The 13,793-nt window shown below is 45.0% G+C and carries 8 protein-coding genes; 7 read left to right on the forward strand and 1 reads right to left on the reverse strand.

Annotated features, from left to right (window positions below; genetic code table 11):
* The first annotated feature begins 19 nt into the window (after positions 1-19).
* From L0U89_RS12280 to L0U89_RS12305, 6 genes are all read left to right on the forward strand, one after another.
* Positions 20-1,177, forward strand: coding sequence for a helix-turn-helix domain-containing protein (locus L0U89_RS12280; protein ID WP_234861790.1), 1,158 nt, complete (start codon positions 20-22; stop codon positions 1,175-1,177).
* A 303-nt stretch (positions 1,178-1,480) separates the two neighbouring features.
* Positions 1,481-2,623: a helix-turn-helix domain-containing protein gene (locus tag L0U89_RS12285; protein ID WP_234861791.1), complete on the forward strand. Its 1,143-nt coding sequence runs from the start codon at positions 1,481-1,483 to the stop codon at positions 2,621-2,623.
* Between the two features lie 495 nt (positions 2,624-3,118).
* Complete coding sequence (locus L0U89_RS12290) at positions 3,119-3,937, forward strand: helix-turn-helix domain-containing protein (RefSeq protein ID WP_234861792.1); 819 nt, start codon at positions 3,119-3,121, stop codon at positions 3,935-3,937.
* 136 nt (positions 3,938-4,073) lie between these two features.
* Positions 4,074-6,173 carry an alkyl/aryl-sulfatase gene (locus tag L0U89_RS12295; protein WP_234861793.1) on the forward strand — a complete coding sequence of 700 codons (2,100 nt, stop codon included), beginning with the start codon at positions 4,074-4,076 and terminating at the stop codon, positions 6,171-6,173.
* 322 nt (positions 6,174-6,495) lie between these two features.
* Positions 6,496-7,734 carry a BamA/TamA family outer membrane protein gene (locus L0U89_RS12300; protein WP_234861794.1) on the forward strand — a complete coding sequence of 413 codons (1,239 nt, stop codon included), beginning with the start codon at positions 6,496-6,498 and terminating at the stop codon, positions 7,732-7,734.
* A 170-nt stretch (positions 7,735-7,904) separates the two neighbouring features.
* Positions 7,905-8,696: a DUF2490 domain-containing protein gene (locus tag L0U89_RS12305; protein ID WP_234861795.1), complete on the forward strand. Its 792-nt coding sequence runs from the start codon at positions 7,905-7,907 to the stop codon at positions 8,694-8,696.
* A gap of 317 nt (positions 8,697-9,013) precedes the next feature.
* Here L0U89_RS12305 and L0U89_RS12310 read toward each other — a convergent pair whose 3' ends face one another.
* On the reverse strand, positions 9,014-12,217 hold the full coding sequence (locus L0U89_RS12310) for an Eco57I restriction-modification methylase domain-containing protein (protein ID WP_234861796.1): 3,204 nt from the start codon (positions 12,215-12,217) through the stop codon (positions 9,014-9,016).
* Positions 12,218-12,817: 600 nt separating this feature from the next.
* Between L0U89_RS12310 and L0U89_RS12315 the strand changes: the two genes are divergently transcribed.
* On the forward strand, positions 12,818-13,294 hold the full coding sequence (locus L0U89_RS12315; RefSeq protein WP_234861797.1) for a hypothetical protein: 477 nt from the start codon (positions 12,818-12,820) through the stop codon (positions 13,292-13,294).
* Positions 13,295-13,793: the final 499 nt, after the last annotated feature.

The following is a 13,793-nucleotide window of genomic DNA, read 5'->3' on the forward strand; positions in this document are numbered from 1 at the left end:
GAATCACCGAGGATTGGCTATGGAAATCTACCTTGATTGGAAGAATATATTTTACCTTTTTTCGCAGTTTGTTGGGTATTTGGTGGGGCTATTGTTAATTGTTTCCAGTTTTAAGGGAAAAAGAAACAATGCCTTTTTGGGGTTCAACTTTTTGCTTTTGACCTACAGCACTTTTATTATCTGGCTGATTACCACGGGCTATTTCGTGCATTTTCCGCATTTGTACAGGACGGGGAATTTCACCGGTATGCTGTTCATTCCGATGATGTACCTGTACATCAGAAGTGAGGTGAAGAAAAAGCCATTTTCAGCTTGGGACCTGCTTCATTTTCTTCCCCCATTGGTTTTTCTGATCGATTTCTGGCCGATTTTGACCCTGGATGTCGATCAAAAACTCATCCTGCTCAAATCCGAAATATCTGATCCGTCATTGTTTACGAAATTTAGCCAATCCAGCTTTTTCCATGAGGACTTCTATACCCCATTTCGGTCGATTCTGGTAGCTATTTATTGGTCATTGTCTGTGTATTTGGTTTTCAGCCATGCCAAACACCAATCGAGTCAGAGTTTTGGTAGGCAGTGGTTTGTTTGGATAAAGATTTTTTTGGCGTTCGAATCCATGGTCTTTCTTCCGGCTTTGTTATTGAATTGGGCAATCGAACCAATTACCGCCTATTACTTGGCCCATATTTCAAATGTTGTTTTGAATCTGGGGACCGGTCTTTCATTGCTGTTTTTTCCAAAAATCCTCTATGGCCTCGACCAAAGGATGTTTGAAGAGCACCGCGCCAAGCGAAAATCCAAACTCGATATCCTGGATCAGCTCTCGGAAAAAAAGATTGATGAAATCAAAAAGAAGCTCGAAACCGCACTTAGGATTGAAAAAAGATATCTCAAACACGGATACACCATCGGCGACCTCTCTGTCGATACGGGTATCCCCAGTTACTTGCTGACGCTGTATATCAACAACGTCTTGTTGACCACGTTTCCAGATCTCATCAACAAAGAAAGGGTTGAAGAATGCTGTAAAATGATGGTGTCCGGGAAGTATCCGCATTTGGCTACGGAAGGATTCGGTGATTTATGCGGATTCAATAACCGAAATTCGTTTTCACTTGCATTCAAAAAGCACAAAGGTGTTTCTCCATCTGCGTACTACAAGGGGCTTCAATAAAGACTGTTGACGCCAAGTCTAGAATACTTGTTTTGTTTGAATCGATGATGTCATAGTATTGATTAAGCTTGAACCTAGTGTCGATGATCTGATCCGAAATTGATTACCTGAAATCCGAGTATAAGTTCCAACTATACCCATTTAAAAGAAGTATCTAAAGTTGGTGTCGATTTTTGGTAAGCATGGTGCAGTGCTGCCGGAATATTGTCATCTCCAACTCAAGTAAAATGAACAAAACTTTGAAATGATTTTCCTTTTTAGTTTATGGAAATATTGGCTTTAGATCTGTTCCATTTTTTTTCGATGTTTGTCGGCCTTTTGGTTGGGCTGGTACTGATTTTTTACGGCTTTCGGAAAAACAGGCAAAATGTACTTTTGGGAATTGGATTTCTGATTTTGACATATGTGTCGTTCATCATTTGGCTGGTGATTTCTCAGAACTTCATTCACTTCCCGCATTTATACCGCACGGGAAACTTCATGGGACTTTTGTTTATCCCGATTGTTTATTTGTACATACGCAATACGATTTCCGGTGCGTGGTTAAGTGCATGGGATCTTTTGCACCTTTTGCCCGCTTTGGTTTTCTTTTTGGATTATTGGCCGATTTACATGCTCAGCACCGCAGAAAAAGTGGCTCTCATAAGGGAGGAAATTGCAGACCCATTTCTGTTTACGACTTATTCCCAATCCCGCTTTTTCCCCGATAATTTCTATACGCCCGTCAGGTCAGTCATCCTTTGCGGCTATTGGCTTGCCTCGGTTTATTTGTTGTGGGGCAATTGGAAAAAACAGCCGGTAAATGATTTTTCCAAAGAATGGAATATCTGGATCGTGGTTTTCTTGCTGTTGGAACTCATGGTGTTCCTTCCCTTCTTTTTGGTTTTTTGGTTTGTGGATTCCCTTACTGGCTTTTATTTGGTTTTTTTCACTGTTGTCATACTCACTTTCGGGACTGCATTTTCATTGTTCTTTTTCCCCAAGATACTCTATGGATTGGACCTGAACTCCTATTCCATTCAGCAAAAGAAGAATATGGCCCCTTCGAAAGGCGATCATCAGGAGAACCTCTCTTCAGCGAAAATCGATGAGATTAGCCTCAAATTCGAACTTGTCTTGGGCCAAAAAAAGCATTATCTGAAGCATGGTTATTCAATCCATGACCTTTCCGAGGATACGGGTTTCCCAGTGTATATCCTCACGATCTACATCAACAAAGTCCTTGGGACAACTTTCCCGGACCTCATCAACCAAAAACGTGTAGAGGAATGTAGTGAGATCATCAAATCCGGGAAATACGCACACCTATCTGTGGAAGGTCTCGCGGAACTTTGTGGTTTCAACAACAGAAATTCTTTTTCCCTGGCATTCAAGAAGCACAAGGGTATGGCACCGTCAGCATTTTACAAAGCATATTCAAGTCGGGACAAGGAAGCTTTTTCCTAACCTTTTTGATTGCCTAATCAGCAGTAGATCAATTTTAATCCATGCACTTTTTTTCGGCTTTGATCGGTTTTAAAACTGATTTTTGGAGAATTTTGCATTAAATTTTGTTAGATTTGAAATGAACAGCAGCTTATTTTCCCCCATAGTATGCCCATTTCATTTTTGGATGCCATTTATTTGTTTGCCACGTTTTTGGGTTTTGTGGTTGGTTTGATTGGGATTTTTTTTGGGTTAAGAAAAAACCCAAACAATTTGGTTTTGGGATTGATCTACATCTTTCTCGGATATATTTCATTCATTATTTGGCTCGTCATTACGGGCTACTTTTTGGAATTTCCAAGATTATACCGAACGGGTAACCTGGTTGGATTGATATTTATTCCTTTCACATATTTATATGTTAGAGGGAGCACAACAGGCAAACACTTTCGTTTCTCAGACCTCGTCCATTTTTTGCCCGCACTGGTTTTTATTGTTGATTTTTGGCCGATTTTCATGTTGGAAACATCGGAAAAACTGGAGCTGATAAGATCCGAAATCGTTGATCCGGTACTCTTTACCTCCTACACGCAATCGCGTTTTTTTCCCGACAATTTTTACAATTTTGCGCGTTCGTCTTTACTTACGGCCTATTGGATCGCATCGACCGTTTTGGTAATCAGGTCCTTTCGTAGGAATGCAGCACCAAGTTTAAATAAGGAGTGGTTTTTTTGGATAGGCTTTTTCCTCTTTTTCGAATCAATGGGGTTTTTGCCATTTTTGTTGCTGTTTGGGATCGTGGATCCTAGGATGAGTTTTCAATTGCTACATTTTTCGATTGTGGTCTTGAATGTAGGTACGGCATTCACACTGCTTTTCTTTCCGAAGATTCTATACGGTTTGGACAAGGAGTCCCAAATGCCTGAATTCAAAAATCCCCTGGAGTATCGAAAGAGAACCAAGGAGTTTAATCTGAGTGGAGATAAGATCAATGAAATTGCTGAGAAAATTCGGGAAGCGCTTGATGATAAGGAGGGCTTTTTAAAACATGGTTACGCAATTCATCATTTGGCGGAGGACACGGGTGTTCCGATTTACTTAATCACCCAGTATATCAACAATGTGGTCAACACTACTTTTCCAGAGCTTATCAATCAAAAAAGGATAGAAGCCTGTTGTAGGATGATTGAATCGGGAAGATACGATCATTACACAGTGGAGGGACTTGCGGATCTCTGCGGGTTCAGCAACAGAAATTCATTTTCAGTGGCGTTCAAGAAGTTTAAGGGAATAGCTCCCTCGGATTTTATCAGATCCCAGAAAAAGGACCGATAGAAACGATAACTCGCGCATTTTCATTAAAAATTGTCGGATCAATCGGCTGTCACATTAGCTGAGGGATTTTTAGAGGTTAGATTTGAGAATCAGATTTTTAGCAATCGAAAAATTTTATTTCCAAATAACTAACATCATGCGTATTTACTCGAAAATCTCCATTGCAATCCTTGCACTGACCTTTTTTATGTGCCAAGGAAAAGAAGAACAGACCTCTGGCGGCGAATCAGCTGCAACAGCAAGTGACCACTTTGATCCTAAAGGGAAACCGCCCTCGGAATACACCATAAAGATCCTGGAGGAAGCTAGGAACACGCTTCCGTTTTCTGATACAAGGGATTTTGATGAAAACAAAAAGGGCTTTATCGCTGCGATGTTGGAGCGCCAAATCATGGCAGAACAAGGGCACGTAACTTGGGATATGGATGCTTATAACTTCATCGACGAAAAGGAGCAGTTCAACAGTATTCACCCCTCCCTGCACCGTATCGCCAAGCTGAATCAGAATTATGGTCTTTATGAAGTCATTCCGGGAATCTACCAAGTGCGTGGCTTCGATCTGTCCCAAATAACCTTCATTCGGGGAAAGAAAGGCTGGATTGCCTACGATGTATTGGTCAGTGCAGAGACGGCCCGTGCTGCTTGGAAGCTCTTCCAAGAGCACGTAGGTGAGGGTTTGCCGATTTCTACTGTAATCTATTCCCATAATCATGGAGACCATTGGGGTGGTGTGCGTGGATTAATTACCGATGAGGATGTGGCTTCAGGTCGTGTGCAGGTCATTGCGCCTGATGGCTTCATGGATCACCTGGTATCGGAAAACGTGTTTGCAGGAAATGCGATGAACAGACGCCTTTTTTATCAATATGGGATGTTGCTTCCAAGAAGCCCCTATGGCTATGTGACTCAAGGACTTGGCCACGCGGTATCTAGAGGCTCTGTTGGATTGATTGCCCCCACCAAGTCGATCACCAAGCCAATTGAGGAAGTGATGGTAGATGGTGTTCGTATGATCTTTCAATTGACTCCTGACACCGAGGCACCTGCGGAGATGAATACTTATCTTCCAGATATGAAAGCCTTGTGGATGGCTGAGAACGTGCAACAAGGAATGCACAATATCTACACGCTCCGTGGCGCACCTGTAAGGGATCCCTTGAGATGGTCAAAATACATCAATGAGACGCTGTACATGTTTGGTAAAGAAGCTGAAGTGATGTTCGCTTCCCACCATTGGCCACGCTGGGGCAACGAACGTATCCAGGAAGTTTTGCGTGATACACGTGACGCATATGCCCATCTTAACAATCAAGTCCTACACCATGTCAATCAGGGGGTGACCATCAACCAGATTCACAACGTATATGCCCCGCCGCAAAGTCTTCAAAAAACCGCATGGCATTCACGCGATTACCATGGTTCTGCAGCAAACAATGCACGTGGAATAGTACAGCGTTTTCTGGGCTATTGGGATGGGAATCCTACCAACTTGATTCCACTTTCTCCAGAAGAATCTGCGCCTCTGTATGTTGAAATGATGGGCGGAGCAAAAAAGATATTGGCCAAGGGTAGAGAACTCATAGGTGAAGGAAAATATAAGCTTGCCTCTGAGATACTTAACCGGCTCGTGTATGCCGAGCCAGACAATCAGGAAGCAAAAGACCTATTGGCTGATGCCTTTGAACAAATAGGTTACCAACAAGAGAATCCGGGATTAAGAAATAGCTTCCTTGCCGCTGCCTACGAATTAAGGAATGACATTCCGACTTCGGCGATTCCAAGCACCAGTAGTCCTGATGTAATTCGGGTGATGACGACAGGCCAGTTCCTCGATTTCCTTGCGATCCGTATGGATGGTCGTAAGACCCGTGGGATGAGCTATAAGGTCAATTTGATAACTCCGGATAATGGTGAAAAGTACGCCGTTGAATTGGGTAATGAGACGCTGACTAACATACAAGGGTATTTGCTGCCAAATCCAGATTTGACGATCACAATCAATCGAAAAGATCTCGAGAAGGCGATGATGGGCATTAAGACATTGGGCGATATGATCAAAGAAGGAACTGCAAAAACACAGGGTGATCCATCTATCCTTGCCAAGTTGGGCGCGGCGATGGTGACCTTCGATCCGCGTTTTCCGATCATGCCTGGCACGAAGATCCGCGGTGGAGAACCCGTTGGAAATGTGGATGCTTATTCGGCAGAAAAATTGTCGAGAAATTCACCGGAATAAGGCGCTTGTCTGAGGCGTAATTGATACGCTAGTTTGCGGTAAGGCCCAAGCAGTGTAAAAAAAGCAATGTCAAAGCCTCCCGGAGTTTATCTCTGAGGAGGCTTTGTTTTCCAAAGCACTGTTTGCAAGGCAATCATTCGATTTCGATTATCCGATGAAATCAAATTCTGGAGTCAGGGATTTTCCGAAGATGAATGATGCTTTTTTCTTCCTTTCGCAGGATAAGCGCATATATTCAGTAAAAGCGTGCAAAGTAGACCATCTCAGAAAAGTCAAATTGACTAAATTCGTTCATAGATATCAAAGTCAAACGTATAGGTTTATGAAAAAATCTTTTGGAATAGTGTCATTATTGCTCACACTTTTTTTTACCTCCTTGGCATCCATAGCCCAAGAAGAAGTGAAATCCAATGAGCCGTCAGAAAAAAAAGAAAAGAAAGTTGACATCAATATCCTACCGGTAGTCGCTACCAATCCGACCGTAGGGGTGTTGTTTGGGGTTTTGCCCGGTGTCAACTGGAATATGGGGGAGGAAGAGACTACCCGGAATTCCACCGCATTGATCGGTGTGTATTATACGACCTTGAATCAGCTTTTTACCTCCGTCCGTGCCAACGCCTTTACGAAGGAGGATAAGTTCAACCTGTTGACAGATATCCGCTTCAATCTGAATGCGCAACCGACTTACGGACTAGGTTCGGTGCTTGACAAGAGCACTTTGGTAGGAGGGGGCGAAGGTCCCTCAGACAATCCCTATCCTCCATTCCAAGAGCAGGAGATGATGTATTTCAACAACTTCCGGCTTTACCAAACCGTCCAAATGCGTCACAAAAAGACCAACCTGTTTTATGGAGTTGGCTATCATTTGGATGTTTTTTGGAGTATCGATGACAGACAGCTTGACCTCGATGCCGAGCCTCAGCGGATTACCCACCACTATCGCTACCAAAGCATGAAGGGACTTCCCACGGATAAGTATTCTCAATCCGGTCTCTCGGCAAATGCAACTTTTGATAGCCGTGACAATGTCGTAAATCCTTATGAGGGACAGTTGGCGGCGGTTTCCTTGCGGGCATTTCCGAAGTTTCTGGGCAGTACTACCAGTGCTTCCCAATTGTGGATGGAGTACCGCACCTATGTGAACCTGGTCAAGTCCCGCCCGCGAAATGTATTGGCCTTCTGGGGCTACGGTTGGTTTGTGACGAGCGGAACATCGCCGTACTTGGCATTGCCTGCGATCGGATGGGACATGTTTGCAAGATCGGGAAGGCCATATACGCAAGGAAGGATAAGAGGGGAGGACTTGGTCTATGCCGAGACAGAATGGCGTTTTCCATTGCAAAGAGAAAAGAACAAATGGGGTGGGGTGCTGTTCATCAACACTTCCACAGCCAGCAGCAGAACCGAGAACATCAACCTGTTCAGCAACTTCGTGTTCGGTTACGGCGGCGGACTCAGGTTTATGATCAACGAAAAGAAAAGGGTGAATCTCGGTCTTGACTATGGCTTTGGCGCCAATGGGGCGCAGGGATTATTCCTCAACTTGAATGAATATTTCTAGACATCAGATATCATCACGCTGCAGACTTAAGCAGGGTGAAAATGATTTTGACGCGTTTTTGTTTTGGGTTAATAAGTGAAAAAGGGATTCTGGCTAAGATTGCTCCAAGATTTGCGGTGCTGTTTTCTCAATAGTTCGCGATAAGGAAAGTTTGCTTTAAATTCAACCTTATGTTTGTAGCGAAATTGTCGAACGCCAGAATCCTCTTTTTTTTCCTGTTGTTCAGTACCTTATTTTTTTCCCAAGCCTTTTCCCAGTCCAACAAGCCACAGTGGTGGTTTACCTACAACCATACCGGGAGATTTGCCGACAGATGGAGCTATGGCTTTGATCTAAACTACCGGACAAATGGTCTCGTGCCGCTCAATTCGAGCCTTACCGCTGCCCGTATGGGGATCAATTACCACACCAATACGGGGTTTCGAATCACTGCTGGATATGCTTGGTTTGGCACATTTGCATCCCAGCAGGACCGGATTTGGCTACACGAGAACCGACTCTATGAACAGGTTCAGTACAACCACGGCTCAGGAAAAGTCAACTTCACCCACCGCATTCGGATCGAGCACCGTTGGCGGCAACTGTTTACCGATGCGAGCTTAGGCGAAACCGATGTTTTCTTGACAAACAGATACCGCTACCTGATTCAGTTGGATGGGCCTATTCCGCGAAAGCCGGAAAGGAAGACATCGCTGCGTTGGCAGGCGGCCAATGAGTTTTTCATCCACAACCAAGAGGACATTGGCTATATGCTTTTTGACCAGAACCGGACTTTGGCGGGGCTACTGATTTCGCCGACAAAGACCACTAGTCTGGCGCTACTTTACCAGCTTATTCTTCAGCAGCAACCGTACCTCAGGGAAACCCGAGCGATCAATTCCATCAGGATCACACTTTTTCAATCTTTGGATTTCCGGAAGAAGAAAACGATCATCAGAGAGGAAGTTCCTGTGGTGGATTGATTTGCGGTACGTTGGGTTTCGTTTGAATAGCTGTTCGACCCCTTTGGGGTCGTCTGGATCGGGGTGGGCATGTTTTTATCCACGGGCGGCGGCCCGTGGCTATTCAGAAGTTTGACCCTGCCCATGGCGGCAGGCAGGCCTTTCAGGGTCGGTTTTTGGGTTCGGGTAATGGGATGCTGTTTGATTCCGAATTGATTTCCGGTTTGTGACCGAGGTATTTCCTGACCACGAAGTGGTCTAACTTCTCAATAGCCCCCGGTTGCACCGGGGGATCGGAATATGTAAGGAGATCGCGTCAACCCCAAAGGGGTTGAACCTTATTCACCTCCTTCCACTATCCTAATTTCCTCTTCCGTCAAGCCGTACAGTTCATACACCAGGGCATCGATTTCTTTGTCGATGCGGGTGATTTCGGATTGGAGGGCTTGGGCTTTGGCTTTTTGTTCATTGAAATACGCCATCCACTCCGCCTCCTCCGATAGACTCAATTTCACCTTCGCCTTGGCCAACTCCCCCAAAAATCCCTTGAAATCCAACTCAGGCCAGTTTTGGAGTTTGGTGGAAGGTTTGTCGATGGAGAATTTCGAACGTGTTAGTTGAATAAATGAGTTTAGAATAGAATCTAACCTTACATTTGCCTCCAAATTTGAATCCACCAGATTAACTATAGGCAATTGCAAATCATAGTTTATCACAGGGATAGGGAAAGGCTCCAAGTACTTCGTTTTAAATCGGAAATAACCACCCCGCAAAACTGCTCCAGTGTTTTGAAGAAAAAACCAAAAAACTGAAGAGTTTAAAACTCCGAGCAAATATTTATCATTCAAATCGAAATCCTCTTTTGTAAGTAAAAAGTAAACTTGAGTATTGTGAAAGTAGCCAGCATTGTCCAGTGTTAAATTGCCTCCTAGGGAGGTTTCAGGAGTTAGAATCTTTGGAGATTGGAATAGCGATATTTCTCTGGATCTGTGTAGGCTGTACCAAGCCCTTGGATTTGTTTTATATCGAATTTTCTTTTCGATTAGCTCTTGTTTGAAGGGCAGCATGTAACTGTATGCTTTGGGATACCGCTTTATGAATTCTTCTTCTTCAAATGGAACAGTTTTGCCATTAACCTCCTCGTGAGGATAAACGACAAAATAATCATTTCTAATAGGCGCATATCTTTTTACATCTTCACCTTTGAGAAGCGGTTTTACTACATCAGCTTCAATTGTTATTTCTTTACCTAATCTATCTGAAAAGCCAGTGAATTCACTGCCATTGATTTTTCCTTTAAGCAGAAAAATATCATCTCCCACCGAAACAACCCCTTGACTAATCCATTGGAAAACATCAATAGCCTTATATTTTTGTTGGTTGAGCTTTTTTAATATATTCTCAATGCCAGAATTTTGAAGACTCCATTTTTCCCCATCTAGACTGTCAAATGTTATGCTCCCGAATTCAATGGAATCAAAAATTTCTTTCGGATTTACCTGTGCATATTTGAATTCCGAATTTTCCTTGCTGAGATTCAGAATACAAGTGTAGGTAGAAGCGTCCTGAAACACCATTTCGGAACCAAAATGCAGAAGCAGTTCAATCGCCTTATTTTTTGACAAAAACAATCTGATTCCAGATCCAAAGTCGCTGACCAAAAATTTGTGAGGTAGAATGAAACTCACTTTTCCTTTTTTAGAAATAAGAGAAAATGCTCTCTCGATAAACAGGACATAGATATCAAATCTACCTGTGGCGCTTGCAAAGTGCTTCTCATAAAACTTGGACTCTTCTTCAAAATTGGTTCGTAATCCTTGAACTCTCAAATAAGGCGGATTACCCACAACCACATCAAATCCCCCTTTGGCGAAGACCTGCGGAAATTGTTCAGCCCAGTTGAATGCCAAGTCTCCCGCCACCGTAGGGTCATCTATCAGTGAGTTGCCGACCTTGATATTGGCATTGAGGCTGCTGAGTTTGCGCCCTTTCTTGGCCGTGCGCAGCCAAAGGGAGAGGCGGGCGATTTCGACGGACTCCTCGTTGATATCGACGCCGAAGATGTTGTTTTCGAGGATATGCTTCTCCACGTTGGGGAACACGATCGAGCTACCGAAGAGCATGGACTCGAGTTCGTCCAGGTAATGGTGCTCGGCCATCAGGAACTCGAGTACCTGATTCAGAAAAGCCCCCGACCCACAGGCAGGGTCACAGATGGCAAGCTGCATCAGCCAATTTCGGTAGTTCGTCAGTTTTTCCTTGAGTTCGGCCCGACGCTTTTGCTCCGCCTCCTTGGTCTTGAAGACCTTTCCGCGCGCAAATTCCTCGTCCACTATTTCGATTTCCTCCTTTTTCTCCCGGCACAGCCGCCCGAGTGTATTGTCCACGATGTACTTGGTGATGTACTTGGGCGTGTAGAAGACACCGTCCCGCTTGCGCTTGGTCTTGGACTTATCCACCTCCTGTCCGGCAAGTTGGGCACGGACGTTCTCGATATCGTTGAGACTGTGCTCGAAGATATGCCCGAGGATATTGGTATCGACCTCGGATTCGAAGTCGTACTCGGTCAGCTTTCGGACGTGCTTTTCCAGCACGGCATCGGAGATCGTGAGTCCATCCAGCACCGCATCCGGCGCAAAGAGTCCACCGTTGTAGGCGTGGATTTCGGCTTTGCCCGGCACCACCCGACCTGTGTTGAGGTAGCCGAAGTATTTGCGGAAGCGCTCATACAGCGGTCGGTACTCATCGAGCTCGCCGAGGTGTTTCCACTGCGCGACGATCTCCATGATCGAGTTGGGCGGCAACAGCCCCTTGTCCTCCGCAAAGAAGATGAACAGGAAGCGGTCGAGGAGTTTCTGGCTTTTCTTGTAGAGCGTCAGTTCGTCCTCCCCGGGATTGTGGGCGACCATATCCTGCCAAAGTTCCTGCTTGAAGGCAGAGTAGTCCGCATACAGTTGCTTCGTGACCTGTTCCTCGGCCAGGAGGGATTCTTCCTTGATCTTTTTGGGAATGCCGCCGAGGAGTTGGTCCCGGTGCAGCAGCAGCCATAGCAGGCGAAAATCCTCCGCGGCCATAGCCAGGACGTTGAACTCGACAAAGTCCACCGCATTGTCGATGTAGAAGCGCATCCTTTCGAAGTTGCTCGTTAGGACATAGACACATTCGGGTTGGTTGTTTTTGTAGTTGAAGGCCTGATCACGGATTTTGTCCAGGTCCTTGGTATCGGTTCCCTTGAGTTCGATGACGGCGAGTGCCTTGCCGTCTTTGAGGATGGCCCCGTCGGTCTTTTTGGAGTCCTTGATGTTTTTGAGTTCGGTGGTCAGGTTGAAATCCGGCTCGGGATTGATGGTATAGCCGAGGATTTTGACGAAAAGCTCTCGCAGAAAACCCTCCTGAAACTGTTCCTCCTTGGCGTTGCGGATGTTTTCGCGGATTTGGGGATGGTGGAAGTAGGCCGTGTAGGCCGCATAGCCCGATTGAACCGCCGCCGGGTCTAGGTGGGCTAGGTACTTCTTCAGGACAGAATTCTGGAAAAGGGGCATAGGAGACAGGAGACTTGAGACTAGATACTTGAGACAAAAGACAGGAAACGGATGTCGGAGAAGATAAGGTTAAACCACATCTCGAACTGCCGGCCCTCGGATTTTTTGAAAAATAGGCTGGTCGATCTCATACACGTTGCTTTGCTATAGGTGTCAAACTAATTGGTTTTTCAAGATAGGCAAGGAAAGGAAAAAACGAAAAGGGGAGGGGAATAAAAGTTTGGGGAGCTGCTTTTGACTCGGTTCCTGCTTTTGGTGTCGGCTATGTTAAAACCATTGAAATGGTTTTTTGAGTACATACATGGCGGTCCACATAGCCCACGGTTTAAACCGTGGGCTATGGAAGTGGACACCTAGTCGGGAATGGATTTATCCATTTCCTTAAATCGAACCGTCATTTACTTTATTATTCCCGGTTTGCTCATGCCTGTCACTGAAATCCAATATTCCCATCAAGAAACGCAGTCAAAAGTAGTCATGGCAACGAAGGTTGTAAATATTTTTCACCGAAAGCTTGCTTTTTCAAGAATTGAAAACTACCTTTTGTTCAGTGTACGGTACACTCACAGTTATATTATTTCACCTCTAAACATCCATGTTATGGAAAACAACCTTTCTATTACCATTCCGCCTGATGACTTGCAGGCCGTGAAGGCTGCCCTGCAGCAAATCCAGACCATCATGGCGCGTTATGTAGTCGCACTGACACCCGAGCAGCGCAAGGACCTGCCCAAGGTCAACGACGGCACGGAGCCCTTTATGGAAAAGATCATGGAATACGCCGTCGGCAACCCACAATTCCTGCCCGCCTATGTTATTCTTGGCGAGTTGCAGAAAGATTGGGATGTGTTTTCGGGTATTTTGCCGCTGCTGCGGATGATGGATCAGATTCGCGACAACCTCAGCGATACGGCCATGCTTGCGGGTTCGGAGGCCTACAAAGCCGGCTTGACCTATTACCAATCCGTCAAACAGGCAGCGAAAGTCAATGCCCCAGATGCAAAGGCGATCTACGAAGACCTGAGCAAGCGCTTCATGAAGCAAGGCAAGCGCACAAATTCCCCATCCATAGAATAGCAAGGTGAGCCCTAAAAAGAACTTAAACACAGGCCGGACCCGAAAGGGTCCGGTTTTTTGTTGCCCGTTTCGCTTGGGAAGACCTGCTAGGTTTTTGAAACTTGACAGGTCTTGAATTTGCGGCGGCGGATTGCTTGCTTCCTGTTTTGAAAACCATTGAAATGGTTTTGGGAATTGGGTTTTATCGCCCATCATAGCCCACGGTTTAAACCGTGGGTTATGAATGGGAACACAGTGCACGAAATGGATTTATCCATTTTTTTGGATTGTCGTGATATTGGTTTCAAAGTTTTCGGTTTCCAGATTTGTTCTGAACCTGATTCTTTGCTTGTTGGACACGAGTCGCCTCGGAACCGACACGAGTCAGCAAAAGGTCAAATCCTGAAATAAGTTGACACAAAACATGTCAACTATGGAAGAAGAATCAAAAAAAGAGGAATTAAAAAAGTACAAGACGGGTCGTCTGTTTCGGGAGGGTTTCAAGGTATCGGTGATAACG

Origin of the sequence: Mariniradius sediminis, from assembly GCF_021491425.1 — a bacterium.
GTDB lineage: Bacteria > Bacteroidota > Bacteroidia > Cytophagales > Cyclobacteriaceae > Mariniradius > Mariniradius saccharolyticus.